The organism is Sorangium sp. So ce176, assembly GCF_051519835.1.
Lineage (GTDB): Bacteria > Myxococcota_A > Polyangia > Polyangiales > Polyangiaceae > Sorangium > Sorangium cellulosum_G.
This window is the reverse complement of sequence record NZ_CP150371.1, coordinates 4,486,275-4,500,599: the sequence shown is the minus strand read 5'-3', so window position 1 is coordinate 4,500,599 and position 14,325 is coordinate 4,486,275. Positions and strand designations below refer to the sequence as shown.

Annotated in this window: 11 protein-coding genes; 4 read left to right on the top strand and 7 right to left on the bottom strand. The window is 69.5% G+C overall.

What is annotated here, in order from left to right; genetic code table 11:
• Window positions 1-94: 94 nt before the first annotated feature.
• Window positions 95-1,249, top strand: coding sequence for a hypothetical protein (locus WMF42_RS16665; protein WP_437693047.1), 1,155 nt, complete (start codon window positions 95-97; stop codon window positions 1,247-1,249).
• Between the two features lie 142 nt (window positions 1,250-1,391).
• Here the strand turns inward: WMF42_RS16665 and WMF42_RS16660 are convergent, their stop codons facing one another.
• The 4 genes from WMF42_RS16660 to WMF42_RS16645 all read right to left on the bottom strand — a co-directional run bounded on the left by WMF42_RS16660 (window position 1,392) and on the right by WMF42_RS16645 (window position 10,151).
• The gene (locus tag WMF42_RS16660; RefSeq protein WP_437693045.1) at window positions 1,392-5,399 is read right to left on the bottom strand and encodes a CARDB domain-containing protein; all 4,008 of its coding nucleotides are present in this window, start codon (window positions 5,397-5,399) and stop codon (window positions 1,392-1,394) included.
• Between the two features lie 205 nt (window positions 5,400-5,604).
• On the bottom strand, window positions 5,605-6,051 hold the full coding sequence (locus WMF42_RS16655) for a DUF2147 domain-containing protein (RefSeq protein WP_061607117.1): 447 nt from the start codon (window positions 6,049-6,051) through the stop codon (window positions 5,605-5,607).
• A gap of 620 nt (window positions 6,052-6,671) precedes the next feature.
• Window positions 6,672-8,981 carry a family 43 glycosylhydrolase gene (locus WMF42_RS16650; RefSeq protein ID WP_437693043.1) on the bottom strand — a complete coding sequence of 770 codons (2,310 nt, stop codon included), beginning with the start codon at window positions 8,979-8,981 and terminating at the stop codon, window positions 6,672-6,674.
• A gap of 186 nt (window positions 8,982-9,167) precedes the next feature.
• Window positions 9,168-10,151 (bottom strand): glycoside hydrolase family 43 protein, encoded by a 984-nt coding sequence (locus WMF42_RS16645; RefSeq protein WP_437693042.1) that lies wholly within the window; start codon window positions 10,149-10,151, stop codon window positions 9,168-9,170.
• A gap of 31 nt (window positions 10,152-10,182) precedes the next feature.
• Here WMF42_RS16645 and WMF42_RS16640 point away from each other — a divergent pair, with 31 nt between their 5' ends.
• A complete protein-coding gene (locus tag WMF42_RS16640; protein ID WP_437693040.1) occupies window positions 10,183-10,581 on the top strand; it encodes a hypothetical protein in 399 nt (132 codons plus the stop codon).
• Between the two features lie 452 nt (window positions 10,582-11,033).
• Here WMF42_RS16640 and WMF42_RS16635 read toward each other — a convergent pair whose 3' ends face one another.
• Genes WMF42_RS16635 through WMF42_RS16625 form a run of 3 tightly spaced genes read right to left on the bottom strand, consistent with a single transcriptional unit; the run spans window position 11,034 to window position 12,561 of the window.
• Window positions 11,034-12,065, bottom strand: coding sequence for a tellurite resistance/C4-dicarboxylate transporter family protein (locus tag WMF42_RS16635; RefSeq protein ID WP_437693038.1), 1,032 nt, complete (start codon window positions 12,063-12,065; stop codon window positions 11,034-11,036).
• Window positions 12,062-12,289 (bottom strand): DUF6755 family protein, encoded by a 228-nt coding sequence (locus WMF42_RS16630; RefSeq protein ID WP_061613518.1) that lies wholly within the window; start codon window positions 12,287-12,289, stop codon window positions 12,062-12,064. The genes WMF42_RS16635 and WMF42_RS16630 overlap by 4 nt, the downstream gene beginning before the upstream one ends.
• Entirely contained in the window at window positions 12,286-12,561 is a 276-nt protein-coding gene (locus WMF42_RS16625; protein WP_155799148.1) for a hypothetical protein, read from the bottom strand. Before WMF42_RS16625 ends, WMF42_RS16630 begins: the two co-directional genes overlap by 4 nt.
• A 171-nt stretch (window positions 12,562-12,732) precedes the next feature.
• On the opposite strand from WMF42_RS16625, the gene WMF42_RS16620 reads away from it, so the two are divergent.
• Together WMF42_RS16620 and WMF42_RS16615 are read left to right on the top strand one after the other, a co-directional pair.
• The gene (locus tag WMF42_RS16620) at window positions 12,733-13,509 is read left to right on the top strand and encodes a hypothetical protein (RefSeq protein ID WP_155799149.1); all 777 of its coding nucleotides are present in this window, start codon (window positions 12,733-12,735) and stop codon (window positions 13,507-13,509) included.
• Window positions 13,510-13,730: 221 nt separating this feature from the next.
• Window positions 13,731-14,168 carry an NADAR family protein gene (locus WMF42_RS16615; RefSeq protein WP_434047762.1) on the top strand — a complete coding sequence of 146 codons (438 nt, stop codon included), beginning with the start codon at window positions 13,731-13,733 and terminating at the stop codon, window positions 14,166-14,168.
• Window positions 14,169-14,325 lie beyond the last annotated feature (157 nt).

Genomic DNA, 14,325 nt, shown 5'->3' with positions numbered 1-14,325 from the left:
GCGCTCACCCCGTCGGATCTGCCGTGCACGGCGCTCGCCGCTCCCCTCCGCGAGGCGCTCGCGCGGGCGGCAGAGCAGCGGATAACGTGGAAGGATGATGAACCATCCGCAATTCCCTCTGGTGATCGCGCTGATCCTCGCCGCCTGCGACTCCACGCCGAGCACCGGCGGCCGAGGCGGCCACGGCGGCCACGGCGGCCAAGGCGGCTCCGGGCCGGACGTGCCCTCGCCGCACGCCAGCAGCGGCGGGAACAGCGATGGCGGCGGGGGCAACGGCGATACATCGCCCCCGCCCGGCACGCTGAGCGAGCGCTACCCGGACGATGTGGGGATCGCCGGTGACCCGGCCGTGCTCTTCCACGACGACTTCGAGCAAGGCTGGGGGCGCTGGGACGGGCCCGCCGCCGACACGCGCACCCTGCGCATCGAGGCCGACGAGGCGACTGCCCACGCCGGGCAGGGCTACCTCCGATCGAGCGTGACGACCGCCGATCTGGCGGAGGAGACGTACATCTCGTCGTCCACGTGGGTCACCCACGAGCGCGCCGACACGATCTACTGGCGCTTTCACGTTCGGTTCCCCGAGCTCGCCCCGAACCCGCACCACTGGGTGCGCATGGCGGCGGGCGCCGAGGGCTGGGACGCGAGCGGCCTCGCGAACACGGTGCCACCCGGAGACGAGGGCTTCTGGTTCGACTTCGACACGAACACCGACGATGTCTTCAACTTCTACGTCTACTGGTACAAGATGCGCTCCGGCCGCTGTAACGACGGCACCGCGACGCCGGGCTGCGCGGGTGATCAGGGCACGACCTACCACTACGGAAACGGCTTCCAGCCGCCGGGGCAAGCGCCGTTCCCGCGGGACCGCTGGTTCTGCGTCGAGATGCACGCGCGCGCGAACACGGTCGGCCAGAGCGACGGCGCGCTGGCGTTCTGGATCGACGGCGTGCCGATCGGCGACTACCGCCCCGGCCACCCCGACGGCACCTGGCTCCGCGACCAGTTCCACACGGGAGGGTGCGACTTCAGCGCGTGCACGCCGCCCGTGCCGTTCGGGGGCTTCGACTTCCGCTCGAGCGGTGACGTTCGCTTCAAGAAGTTCGCGCTCGACGCCTATTACGAGCGCGACTCCGACGCGCGCCGCCGGGCGGAGATGGAAGAGCGCGGCATGACGGTCTCCGACGCGCGCACGATCCTCTACGACGACGTCGTCGTCGCGACCGAGCGCGTCGGCTGCCGCCGCTGAAGCACGCGCCTCGGCCTCTCGCGCGCAGGCGCAGGGCGGCGTCCCCTGGCGCCCCGACAGGCGCGCAGCGGAGCATCGCCCCGCGCAGGCTTTGCTCACGCCACACAGCGATGCACCCGCTGTGCGCGGCGCCGCCAGCGGATCAGTAGACGACGAGGAGCTCGCCGCCGGCCGTGGCGTTGTTGCTCTCGAGGAGCTCGGGGACTCCGCCGTGGGCGTCCACGATGGCGCCGAGCGTGTAGGTGCCCGCGAGAGCATAGACGTCGGCAGGGACGACGAGGCCCTCGCACTGGCCGACATCGAGGCCAGGCAGCCATGCGACTCCGGCGAGGACGTCGGACGTCGTGATCGTCGCGTCGGCGGACAGCCGGACCTCCACGCCGAGGGCGTAGCTCGGGGCCGTCCCCTGATTGCAGACGGTGATCGCGGCGTCGAAGTGGCTGCCCGGCGGGAGGCTCGGCGGGCCGCTCACCGCCGAGACGACGAGATCGGGGCCGTGGCCGATGGCGACAAGGTCGCCGGCGGTGGCGTTGTTGGTCTCGATGAGCTCAGCGATCCAGGCGTGCGGGTCGACGATCGCGCCCAGGTGGTAGGCGCCGTCGGGCACGTAAGCGCTCGCCGGGATGGTCACCGCCGCGCATTGGCCCGGATCCAGGGAGGGCACCGGACCGCCGCCGGCGAGGGTGTCGCCCGTCGTGACCGTCGCGTCCGCGGAGAGGCGCAGCTCCACATGGGCGCCGTAGATCGGCTGCGTGCCCTGGTTGCAGACGGTGACCTCGGCGTCGAAGCTGCCGCCGGGGAAGACGCTCGGCGGCCCGCGCACGGCGGAGACGATCAGATCCGGCTGGGTGCCGGCGGCGATCGAGCTGCCGGCCGCGGCATTGTTGGTCTCGATGAGCTCGGCGAGCGAGCCGCCCGCGTCCACGATCGCGCCGAGGTGGTAGGCGCCGTCGGGCACATGGGCGTTGCCGGGGACGGCGATGGAGGTGCATTGCCCGGGGTCCAGGCCGGGCACATGGCCGCTCCCGGCGTGGATATCCGAAGGCGCGATCGCATCGTCGCTCGACAGGAGCAGATCGACGTGGATGCCGTGGCCCGGGGTCGTCCCCTGATTGCAGACGGTGACCTCGGCGTCGAAGCCGCCGCCGGGCAGGACGCTGGGCGGTCCGCTCACGGCGGAGACGATGAGGTCCGGGCGGCTGCCAACGCCGATCAGGCCGCCTGCCGTCGCGTTGTTGGTCTCGATCAGCTCCTGCTGCCATCCGTACGGATCGAGGATCGCACCGAGGTGGTAAGCGCCGTCGGGTGCGTGGGCGCTCGCGTGGATCGTCATCGCCGTGCACTGGCCGGGCTCCAGGCTCGGCGCCTGGGCGCTGCCCGCGAGCGCGCCGCTCGTCGTGATCGTGGCGTCGGCGGACAGGCGCAGCTCCACCATGCTGGAGCCCGGGGTCGTGCCCTGGTTGCAGACGGTGACCTCGGCGTCGAAGCTGCCGCCGGGCAGGACGCTGGGCGGGCCGCTGACCATCGAGACAATCAGGTCGGGCCAGTAGCCGATTCCGATCAGCGAGCCTGCTCCGGCGTTGTTGGTCTCGATGAGCTCGTGAGCCCAGCCGTGCGGGTCGACGATCGCGCCGAGGTGGTAGGCGCCGTCGGGTACGTACGCGCTCGCCGGGATGGTCACGGTGGCGCACTGGCCCGGATCCAGGGAGGGCACCGGACCGCCGCCGGCGGGGAAGTCGGCCGCCGTGACGGTCGCGTCTGCGGAGAGACGCATCTCCACGTCGCTGCCGTGGCTCGGCTGCGTGCCCTGGTTGCAGACGGTGACCGACGCCTCGAAGCCGCCGCCGGGGAAGCGGCTCGGCGGCCCGCTCACGGCAGAGACGATCAGATCCGGCTGGTTGCCGACGCCGAGGACGCTGCCCGCCGCGGCGTTGTTTGTCTCGATGAGCTCGGTGAGCGAGCCGCCCTGGTCCACGATCGCACCGAGGTGATAGGCGCCGTCGGGCACGTAGGCGTTCGCGGGCACGGCGACGGAGGCGCACTGTCCAGGGCTCAGGCCGGGCACGGGGCCGCTCCCGGCGGGCGCGTCGAACGGCGTGATCGCCGTATCGGCCGAGAGGAACACGTCGACGCCGCCGCCGGGGCTCGAGGTGGTGCCCTGGTTGCAGACGGTGACGGAGGCGCTGAATGCTCCGCCGGGCACGAGGTTCGGCGGCCCGCTCACGGCGGAGACGATGAGGTCCGGCCGATGCCCGACGCCGAGGAGCGCGCCCGCTGCGGCGTTGTTGGCCTCGACCAGCTCTTCTTGCCAGTCGTACAGATCGACGATCGCGCCGAGGTGGTAGGCGCCGTCGGGTACGTACGCGCTCGCCGGGATGGTCAGGGAGGCGCACTGGCCGGGATCCAGGGGCGGCGCCGGGGCGCCGCCGGCGGGCGCGTCGTTCCACGTGATCAACGCGTCGCGAGACAAGCGCAGCTCCAGGGGGGCGCTGTAGCTCGGCGCCGTCCCCTGGTTGCAGACGGTGACCGTGGCATCGAAGCCGCCGCCTGGCGCGGCGCTCGCCGGAGCGCTCACGCGGGAGACGACGAGGTCCGGCCGGTGGCCGACGCCGATCAAGGCGCCGGTCGCTGTGTTGTTGTCCTCGATGAGCTCGGAGATCGCGTCGCTCGCGTCCGCGATCGCGCCCAGGTGATAGGCTCTCTCCGGCACGTAGGCGCTCGCCGGGAACGTCATTGTGGCGCACTGCCCCGGCTCCAGGGGCGGCACCGGACCGCCACCGGCGGCGACGTCTGTCGCCGCGATGATCGCGTCCGAGGAGAGGCGCAGCTCCACGTGGGCGCCGTTGCTCGGCTGCGTGCCCTGGTTGCAGACGGTGATCGACGCGTCAAACGTGCCGCCAGGCGTCGCGCTCGGCGGCGCGCTCACCGAGGACACGATGAGGTCCGGCTGGTCGCCGACGCCGATCAAGCCGCCTGCCAGGGCGTTGTTCGTCTCGACGAGCTCGAGGACCCCGTCGAAAGGATCCACGATCGCGCCCAGCGTGTACGCGCCGCTCGGTACGTAGGCGTTCGCGGCGATGGTCGCAGAGAAGCACTGTCCCGGGCTCAAGGAGGGCACATGGCTGCCGCCGATCGGGAGATCGGCGGACGTGATCGCGCCATCGGACGAGAGCAGGAGGTCGAGATCGGCGCCGTAGCTTGGCACCGTGCCCTGGTTGCAGACGGTGAACGAGGCGTCGAAGACGCCGGCGCCGGGCACGAGGCTCTTCGGCCCGCTCACTGCGAAGACGACGAGATCCGCTCGGTGGCCGACGCCGAGCGGCCCGCCCGCCCGGGCGTTGTTGGACGTGATGAGCTCGTCGTTCCACCCGTCCTCGCGCGCGACCGCGCCGAGAAAATAGACGCCTTCGGGGACGCTGGCGCTGACAGGCACGGTCACCGCGTCGCACTGGCCAGGATCCAGCCATGGAAGCGGGGCGCCGCCGACGAGCTGATCGGACGGCTCGATCGCGGCGTCCAGCGAGAGCAGCACCTCCACGGTCGGGGTCTGGCTCGCCGTCGTGCCCTGGTTGCACACAGTGACCTCCACGTCGAGGCTGCCGCCGGGCGAGGCGCTCGGCGGGCCGCTCACGGCAGAGACGATGAGATCCGGGCCGTAGGCAATGCCGATCTCGCCGCCCGAAGCCGCGTTGTTGGCCTCCGAGAGCTCGATCACATCACCGAACGAGTCCACGACGGCGCCGAGCGTGTACGCGCCGTCGGGCACGTCCGCGAGGGTCTGGACGCCGAGCTCCACGCATTCGCCGGGGTAGAGGTTCCCCAGCGAGGCGTAGCCGGTGACAGGATCCGACGGTGTGATGATGCCGTCCGCCGACAGGCTCACCTCGACGTTTGTGCCGGAGCTCACCGAATTGCCCTGGTTGCACACGGTGAGGGATGTCGTGAAATGACCGCCCGGCACGGCGCTCGGCGGCCCGCTCACGCTCGCGATCACGAGGTCGGGCTCGTCGCCCATGAGCGCCGAGGCGACGGCCCCGACAGGCGCGGGGTCGCCGGGAGCTCCGCTCCTCTCGCACCCCGCGGTCATCATCGCCAGCATGCCCACCACGAAGCACGCCCATCGCTCCAGAGAGACTCTCAGGCTGAGCATAGAGAATCAGGAGAAGCCGAAGCTCAGTCCACGTCAAGGGGTCGCGACGCCGCTGGAGCGCCGTGGGATGCCGACCTCGCGACGTCACGGCGGAGCGACGCTCGCCCCAGGAAGCCAGGAGCTGTATATTTTTCTTGGCGCTCCTGGCGGTTCAGATGACCCCACGTTCAGCCAGGGGGCACCACGACCGGTGCAGGAGAAGATTTTACTTCTTCAGCCAGGTCTGGGTCCTGCCGAGGAGGGAGATGCCCAAGAAGCCGCGCACCTTCAGCTTCTTCCCGCCCTCGATCGCCTCGAGCTCGCAGCTATAGGTCTTGCCGTTGTTCGGATCGAGGATCGTACCGTCTTCGTACTCGTCGTCATCGCGGACCATGTTCTTGATGATGACGAGCCCCACAAGGGGCTTGTTCTTGTCGGCACCCTCGCAGGCGCTGCAGACCTTCGGTTTCCCCTTCTCGTCGAGCGGCTGCTTCAGGCTCACGATCTTGCCGAAGATCTTCCCGCCCTTCTCGTAGATCTCCACCACCGACTGCTCGACCCCCTGCTCATCGATCGTCCGCCACTGGCCGATCACAGGGAGAGGGGCCGCGAGCGCGAGCGACGTGGCGAGGGAGCAACCCAGGGCGGCAGAAAGAGCCAGGAACCTCTTCATGTTGTCGAAACTCCTTTCATCGGTCGGCGAAGCCACGGCGTTCGGCCCTGGCGTGGTGCTTGATCCGCATGTCGGCGTACGCCGCCGTGTGCAGCATGCCGTGGAGGGGGGACGTGGCGCCGCGCCGTTTGTTCATCGGGCCGGAGCGAGCGGCGGCGGGAGGCAGGGCTCTGGTCCGAGGGGGAGCCGAACGGTGGACATGGCCCCTCTCGCAGCAGCCCTGCGGCGCGGTGGACGTCATTCTTCCCCCCGAGGGTACCGAGGGGGCTCTTGGAGCGCAACGGCGCCGTGCAGCGGGGCGCCGTGACGTCTGGTGGCCAGCGAACGGTTGATTCTACGGGGCTGGATCCCGCTGTGGACAAGCTGACCATGGCCCGCGCCGCGGCCGCGCGCGCGTCCGTCCTGGGCCGGTGCGATCCTGCCGACCGAGACGGTCATGTAAGGTTCTCTAGGTGAACCAGCGCGTGCAGCGGGCCGTACGGTGGGCCCGGTGAGGCTAAGCCCCGGGCCCGAGGAGCTCGCCGTGACCGATCCGTCGCCCCGGGCGGGCGTGGTCGCCTCGCTCGCCAGCACCCCGAGCCGCGCCGTCGCCCCCGGGGATGCGGTGGCGGCCCGAAGCGTCAATCGCCGATCGTATTCGCGCCGTTCAGGAGCGGTACGCCGAAGTTCGGCGTTCCGTCTGCATTCCATTCGAGCCGCTGGACGCGCGTGTGACGGTTCGGGTCGTAGAGCGGGTCCCCCGTGATCTTCTCGTAGTTCCGCGCGTGGTACACGAGCACGTCCATCGATCCATCCGCCGATGTCGTGAACGAGTTGTGGCCCGGGCCATACAGCCCGTTCGCGCTGACGAACACTGGCTCCTCGCTCTTCGTCCACGAGCTGGCGCTCAGCAGGTCGTCCGTCGCGCTCGCCGTGAGCAGGCCGAGGCAGTAGCGGGCGTCGGTCGCGCTCGCCGAGTAGCTGACGAAGACCCGCCCGTTCCGCTCGAGCACGGCAGCACCTTCGTTGACAGCGAACCCCGCCGTCTCCCAGGCGTGCTCGGGTCTGGCGATCCGCACGTTGGGGCTGGCCAGCGTCCACGGGTTCACCATGGCCGCGATGAACAGGCTGCTGTTGTCGCCCGCGACGCCGGGGTCCTCCTGCGCCCACACGAGATAGCGCTTGCCGCCGTGCTCGAACGTCGTCGCGTCGAGCGCGAAGGTGTCCGAGTCCGTCACGATCTGCCCTCGCTCCGTCCACCCGCCATCCATCGGGTTGGCCGATGAGCTCTCGAGCGCGTACATGCGAATGGCCCAGATGTCGGTCGAGCTCCCGGCGGCGAAGTAGATGTACCACTTGCCGTCGATGAAATGCAGCTCTGGCGCCCAGATGTGCGCCGCCATCGGGCCTGTCGCGTGCTTCGTCCAGACGACCTTCGGGGTCGCGCTGGCCAGGCCTCGGATCGTCGTCGCGCGCCTGATCTCGATGCGATCGTACGTCGGCACGCTCGCGGTGAAGTAGTAGTAACCGTCCGTATGCCGCTTGATGTGGGGATCAGCGCGCTGCGAGACCAGATAGCCGAGCGGCTCGAGCGCGAACGACGCCCCCGAGCTCGTGGCCGCCGTGCCGTCGAGCACGTGCGCGTGGATCTGGTAGTTCAGGTGCCGGAGATAACGTGTCTCGTCTGAGTACCACTGCAGCGAGACCATCGTCGGATCGCCGTTCAGCGCGGGCACGATCCGGAACGTGGCGTCCCTCCGGAACGTGGTGGTATCCGTGAACACGTCGATCCACAGAAGGTGACTCCTCTCTTCGGGTGGCGTCTGCCAGAGCCCGCCGGCCCGGTTGGACGTCTCATTCTGCATCGGGTACCGGGTCGAGCTCGCGCTGTCGACGTGCAGGTAGCGATCGCCGAAGCTCACAGACGCGAACGACACTAGCGTCGGATCATCCGGGTTCGCGAGGCCGGGCACCACCTTCCACTGGAAGTCGGCAGGGACCTGGTTGTTCGCCCTGTCGTCCAGGTTGGTGATCATCGCGTGATAGTAGGAGTGCGCGACGTAGAACGGGGCGCCCTCCGTGTGCGTCGTGCGAAGTTGGTACCCCCCTCCGACGTCGTCGTCGAGGTTGGAGAGCTCGAGGACAGCGGGGGCGGCGAGGGCCGCATACGCGGCGTCCTCGCTGGCCGGTGAGCCGAAGACGACGCGTACGGGCTGCGCTCCGTCGGTCTGCCAGTCATCGACGCTGCTCAAGGTCACTGTCTGCGCCGCGCTCCAGTTCGCCTCCGTGAACGTCAGCTCCGCGTGGCTCAGCGTCGCCTCGGTCGTGTCGCTGACGCTGAGCGCGATCGTCACGGGCGCGCTCGGCTGCGACGCGAGGCGCACGGTGAACGTCACGGGCGCGCCGCGCTCGGCGAGGATCCCCGACGGCTCGCTGACGACGATCGCTGCCGTCCGTGGACCGTCGTCGTCCGTGTTCGTGATGTCAGCGGACTCCGCGACGAGGCCGTCGCATGCTGGGTCTGCAGAGACCGAGGGCCCGAAGCGGACGCGGAAGATCTGATCCCCGTCGCGCTCCGCGTCGTCCACGCCCGTGACCGTGATCTCTCGAGGGACGCGCCAGTCCTCCGCCGTGAAGGAGATTGTCGCCGGTGAGACCGAGCCTTCGGTCGCATCCGAGCTCGAGACAGGCACCATGACAGGCTCGCTCGGCGCGGCGTCGAGCGCCACGCGCACGGTCGCCCGCCCGCCGGGCTCCGAGGTGCTGAGCGCTGCGCCCGCCGTCACGATCCGCAATGAGTTGGTCGACGCGTCCGGGGCATCGGCCGAGGGCTCATCCGAGCACCCGACCACCACGAGCAATGCGGCGAAGGCGCGAGCTGCCGCCGCGAGCGCGACGCGTGGCGCAGCGAGGGAAGTGCGCTCTGGGCGGGGAGATTTCGGTGCGCTCATGATAAGGGGAGACTCCAACCATCCATGAGAAATGTCAAGACGAGGCCTGGTCTACATGCGGCCCCTTCGACGCATAGATCGGTTATCGATGGAGCGTCGAGTGTGACGGCCTCGAAGGACACGAGATCCGGATCGCTCGTGTCGGCGGGCCCGGGGGCGGCAGGTGCCGCGGCTCCGGCAGGATGCTCAGTAGTGGGCGATGAGCGCGTCGAGCTCCGCCTGCGTGACCCGGACCGCGTTCGCGTGGCGCACGTCGGACGGAAAGCGGTACTCCGCGCTCGGGAGCTCCGTCCAGGAGCCCGGATCCGAGTCGAGATCCGTCGTGCTCCAGCACCCGAACACACCGCCGTTCAGGTAATAGTCGGCGAACATGTACCATCGATTCTGCCGCGGATCCTTGATGACGAAGGGCCCCTCCGTCGCTCGTCTCCTGCTCTGGGCCGACCCGCGCGTGATGTAGTCTGGACTCCATCGCGTGAACGTCGCCGGATCGAGCGCGAGCGTCGGGGAGCGCGCGATCTGGATGTCCTTGCCCGATCCGGTGAGCGCGCTCCCGCTGCTGTCCGTCTCGTCCTTGAAGAAGAGGTAGTTGCGGTCATTCCATTGCGTGATCGTCGCGTCGATGACGCTGTAGCCCGGATCGAAGAGCACGTCGGGTGTCGGGTTGACGATGGTGGCGAAGTCCTCGGTGTAGCTGACGTAGATGCGGTTCGCGCCCGTCGTGTCGTTTCCGGACCAGATGATCGCATAGAGCTTACGATCGGGGTCGTAGTAAGCCTCCGGGGCCCAGGCGTGCATCGGGGTGGCCCCGGGGCCCGGGAGGTTCGTGAGCGTGATCAGCCGGGGGTTCGTGAAGGTGATGAGGTCGGTCGAGTCCGCCACGAAGATCTTAGAGCTCGGATGGTTCCAGTAGTTCGAGTCGTTTACCGAGAGCGTCCAGTCCGTGGCGATATAGACGTACGTTCCATCGTTCTTGCGGAACAGGAACGGATCTCGGATGTGATTCGTCCCCATCCCGGAGAGCTGGTACGCAGGCTGTCCATTGGCGAGGGTCGACCAGCGAAGCCCGTCGGTGCTGTAGGCGAGATGCAGCGAGTCGCTCGGCACGTCCTGGTGCGGCCCGAAGTAGCTCAGCACCCAGGCACCCGGGGAGCAGCTGCTTGCGTTCACCGAGGCCGTGTGCTCGCCGTTCGTGCACTTGATGCAGCTGCGGTCCGCGGTGCTGCTCCCCTCCGTGCCGACGCGCTCCCCTGGCACGCAGTCGGTCCACGCGACGCATGTCGTTGCGGGATCGGCGTCGTCGTCCCAGGCGCCGTCCGCGCAATCGACAGGCGCGGCGGTCCCACCTGCGCAGTACGTGCCCGGCGAGCAGGCGTCACACGGCGCGGGCGCGGCGCTCGTCCCCGGCGCGGTCCGGCTCGTCCCGGGCGCGCAGGGCGTTTGCATCCTGCAGCTCGGCGCGTTCATCGTGTCGCTGAAGGTGTCCTCCGGGCACGCCGTGCACCGCCGGTCCGCCGCAGGCGAGCCCTCGGCGCTCACGAAGGTGCCTGCGGTGCAGCCTGTCCACGCGACGCAGCTCGTCGCCCTGTCGCCGTCGTGATCCCAGGTGCCCTCGGAGCACGCGGGGGCCTCGGCATCGGGTCCTGCGTCTCCGCCGGTCGCCGTCCCCGGGTCGCTGCACCCGGAAATCCATGAGAGCGCCACCAGGAATCGTGCTCTCGAGCTGCTTCCTGAACGTGCCATCTCGCTCCTCGGTTTCGCACGTGGTGAATGCGCCGATGGGCGCGCGGGACAGTGAGTCACGCACCTTCTGTCCGCGATGACGAGGCGAGCGGAGCCGTGCCAGGATCGATCCCGAAGACAAGCGCCCTGCGCGCACGACGGCCTGTCCTGGTCAAAGCGAAAGGGGCGTTCGAGGGCAATTGTGAACGTTCACAACGGCGGCGTCAACCGAAATGGCCCGGCGACGGGCTCACGGCCGCTTGCTTCCCGGCGGAGCTGTCGGGCTTCGCAACCCGTTGAATCCAGGAAACTTTCAACCCATTCGGCGCGCTAGGATCGCCGCGCCGAACGGACGAGGTGCATCGCCATCCCGACCGCTGTCGTGAGCCACGCGCCGAGCGCCACGTACACGAAGCGGCGCGAGATCTCGACGAGGTACGGCGCGTCGACGGCGGTGGAGAGGCGCGCCGTGCACACCGTGTACATGCCGAGGGGGAACACCGCACCCCAGTACAGCGGATCGTACCGCAGCGGGAAGCGGCTGTAGACGTGACGCCAGACGCCGAGGATCACCAGCATCGGGATCCACCAGGTCGCGGCGGCCCACCAGAACAAGGTCATGCCGCGGAGGAACGACAGGAGCTGTTCGAGCACCGGCGAGTGCGGCGCCGCCGCGATCAGCGTCGCCCCGGCGAGCGCCGAGATCGCGGCCGCTCCCATGTTGATCCAGTAGGGCGGCGCCAGATCCGACGGGCTCATCGTGAAGAACGCATAACGGTAGAAGATGAGCCCGATGATCCAGAGATAGAGCATCCCGCCGCCGAGCCACATGGCGAGGCAGAAGAGCAGGACGGGCGGCGCGGCGTCGCCGAGCCGCGCCGCGAGCTGCGTACCGAGCACGCTGACCGACTGCGCGGCGACCACAGCGATCAGCCAGCCGCCGTTGATGCCCTGAGCGAGCGCCGGCTTCTCGAGCTTGACGAAGAGGATGGTGAAGACGGCGTAGGTAAGGACGCCCCAGAGGGCGATCCCGACGACCCACAGGACGAACGCCGCACGGTAAGCGTCCCCGACCAGCAGGCACTGGGTGCCGAGCACGCAGGTCGCCGCCACGGCCGTGAAGAAGCCGACCGAGCGGCCGTGATCGAGGATGTCCGCGAGGACCCGGTCCCGGTGGAGGACGAGGCGCGCGATCGCGAGCGCCCAGAGGGCCGGGTAGAACAGCAGGTTGAGCCCGAAGAGCGCCTTCGCCACGGCGCCGAGCCCGACGACGTGGCACGCCAGCGACACGATGCCGGTCGCCATGACGAGCGCGAAGTACGCCGGGTGCATCCCGGCGAGGCCGCCAGGCGACGCCGTCATAGACACCCGAGATAGCGGAGGAGCCCCGGGTTGAGCGCGAGGCACGCGGCGCTGGCGCCGAGCGCCGGCCAGACCACCCCGTCATCTCCCCCGAGGAAGGCGTTCATCGTCGCCGTGAGCAGCCAGAGCTGCAGGGCGATCAGGATCAGCAGCATGCACAGCACGCCGTGGACGATCGTGGTCCGCTGCGCGCGCGCCCAATGGCGTTCCGGCCGCCGCTTCATACAGTCCTCTCGTGCACGCCGATCGCGAACACCTCGCCGCCGTCGATCTCGAGCTCGATCCGCGGCAGCGGTCGCGTCGGCGGCCCTGCGATGTTCTTCCCGGTCGCGAGGACCAGCGGCAGGATGTCTTCGGCGAACTGCTGCACCGCCGCCGCGCCGTCGTCGATCATGCGGCGGCGGAAGGCGAGCATGACCCCGATCATCGCGGCGAGCGACGCGGTGAAGACCGTCGCCCAGAGGACCGCGTGCAGCACGTGTGATCGGGATCCCATGGCGGCGCATCTTGGCAGGTTTCGGGGTCGAGCGGTGCGCGAGGAGGGTCTCGTGTGCGCGGTCGGCGCCTGGGCGAGCTCGTCGGCGCGCGCGGAAGGCGCCGCAACGAGATCGTCGGCGCGCGCGATGCGCTCCAGCGCAGGCGACGTCCGAGGTACGCTCACCTCCCCATGAGCCTCCTCCTCTCGATGACCTCTTGCCCCAACTGCGGGGCGCCGCTCTCCGTCGCGCCGGGGCAGCGCCACGTCATCTGCATCTTCTGCAACACGAACCTCTTCGTCGAGCGGCCCGCCACCGGCGCTCCCGTCGCGCAGATCAGGGCTCAGACCGCCTCGAAGGACGACATCGAGCGCGTCAAGCAGCTGCTCGTCGACGGCAAGCGCGACGAGGCCGTCGACCACTACGCGCGGGCAGCGTCGGTGTCCAGAGACGAGGCCGAGCAAGCCGTGGCGAACGTGTTCCTCTCGGCCTACTGGACGCTCGTCCGTCACCTGCCGATCAACGGCTTCGGCTTCTTCCTCTACGCGGTCTTCGTCTTCGGGGGCGCCGGGCTCGCCGCCTGGGCCGCGACCCAGGCCGTCGAGTCGCCGGCGTACCTGATCCTCGTCGCGGCGGGGGGCCTCTTCGCGATGCTGCAGCTCGTACGGTTCCTGCGGCACCTTGCCTCCACCCTGGTAGCGTCGTTCGGCTCCCTCGGCCGCGGGCGTGTCCTCCGTTGCTCGGTGGTGCGGGAGTTCGTGAAGCAAAAGGGCTTCTTCGTCGTTGTCGTCTTCGAGGTCGTCCCCGACGACGGCAGTCCGGCCTTCGTCGACCAGGAGACCCTCTTCGTCGGCGAGGAGGCGCTCCGGAAGCTATCGCCGGGCAACGTCGTCGGCGTGCGCTTCGATGGCCGTCGCCAGCACGTCTTCCCGACCAGGCCCGTCACCGTGCTGGCGACCGCTGTCTGACGCGGGAGCCCGGGCCGCGCGAGGGCGTGGAGGGGCGGAGCAACCGCCCCAGACCACCGAGATCGGTCCTGGAGGGGCGGTCCAACCGCCCTCCTCGCGCCGTTCCCGGTCCTCGCGCGCTGTCGAGGTGCCTTCGATTCCCTGTGCGTCGAGGCCGACCTGACCCAGGTCGGGTCGCCGGCACAGCGCCGTCGCGCCAGCGCGTGGGGTAGAATCGGTCCATGACCGTCATCCACTTCTATCGGGCCGGCGACGCCTACGGCTTCTTCTCCAACTTCTCGCGCCATCCGGTCACGCTGAAAGGCAAGGTGTGGCCCACGAGCGAGCACTACTTCCAGGCCCAGAAGTTCCCCGACACCCACCACGAGGAGGAGATCCGCAACGCCCCCGGCCCCGGTGAGGCGGCCCGCATGGGTCGACAGCGGAGCCGCCCGCTGCGCCCCGACTGGGAGCAGGTGAAGGACGACATCATGCGCGAGGTGGTGCGGGCAAAGTTCACCCAGCACGAGGAGCTCAAGCGCGCCCTGCTCGACACCGGGGACGCCGAGCTTGTCGAGCACACAACGAACGACGCCTACTGGGCCGACGGCGGCGACGGGAGCGGGGTGAACATGCTGGGAAAGATCTTGATGGAGATCCGCGAGGAGCTGCGCCGCTGACGCTCGACAGCGCCTCTTTCTCGGCAGCCCCGGGTCTCCGGCGGCGGGCAGGAGGAGCGCGCGTACACCGGGGCACGCGGAGCCCCGTGGAGCCGTGCTTTGACGGAGACGCGAGGGCTCGTCGGGTGTACCAGGACGCCCGCGCATGAGGAGAGCA

What these genes read in the sequence shown, in the direction of transcription:
- WMF42_RS16665 (WP_437693047.1), top strand. Translation starts at nt 95, where the DNA reads ATGATGAACCATCCGCAATTCCCTCTGGTGATCGCGCTGATCCTCGCC.
- WMF42_RS16660 (WP_437693045.1), bottom strand. Translation starts at nt 5,399, where the DNA reads ATGCTCAGCCTGAGAGTCTCTCTGGAGCGATGGGCGTGCTTCGTGGTG.
- WMF42_RS16655 (WP_061607117.1), bottom strand. Translation starts at nt 6,051, where the DNA reads ATGAAGAGGTTCCTGGCTCTTTCTGCCGCCCTGGGTTGCTCCCTCGCC.
- WMF42_RS16650 (WP_437693043.1), bottom strand. Translation starts at nt 8,981, where the DNA reads ATGAGCGCACCGAAATCTCCCCGCCCAGAGCGCACTTCCCTCGCTGCG.
- WMF42_RS16640 (WP_437693040.1), top strand. Translation starts at nt 10,183, where the DNA reads ATGCAGCTGCGGTCCGCGGTGCTGCTCCCCTCCGTGCCGACGCGCTCC.
- WMF42_RS16635 (WP_437693038.1), bottom strand. Translation starts at nt 12,065, where the DNA reads ATGACGGCGTCGCCTGGCGGCCTCGCCGGGATGCACCCGGCGTACTTC.
- WMF42_RS16630 (WP_061613518.1), bottom strand. Translation starts at nt 12,289, where the DNA reads ATGAAGCGGCGGCCGGAACGCCATTGGGCGCGCGCGCAGCGGACCACG.
- WMF42_RS16625 (WP_155799148.1), bottom strand. Translation starts at nt 12,561, where the DNA reads ATGGGATCCCGATCACACGTGCTGCACGCGGTCCTCTGGGCGACGGTC.
- WMF42_RS16620 (WP_155799149.1), top strand. Translation starts at nt 12,733, where the DNA reads ATGAGCCTCCTCCTCTCGATGACCTCTTGCCCCAACTGCGGGGCGCCG.
- WMF42_RS16615 (WP_434047762.1), top strand. Translation starts at nt 13,731, where the DNA reads ATGACCGTCATCCACTTCTATCGGGCCGGCGACGCCTACGGCTTCTTC.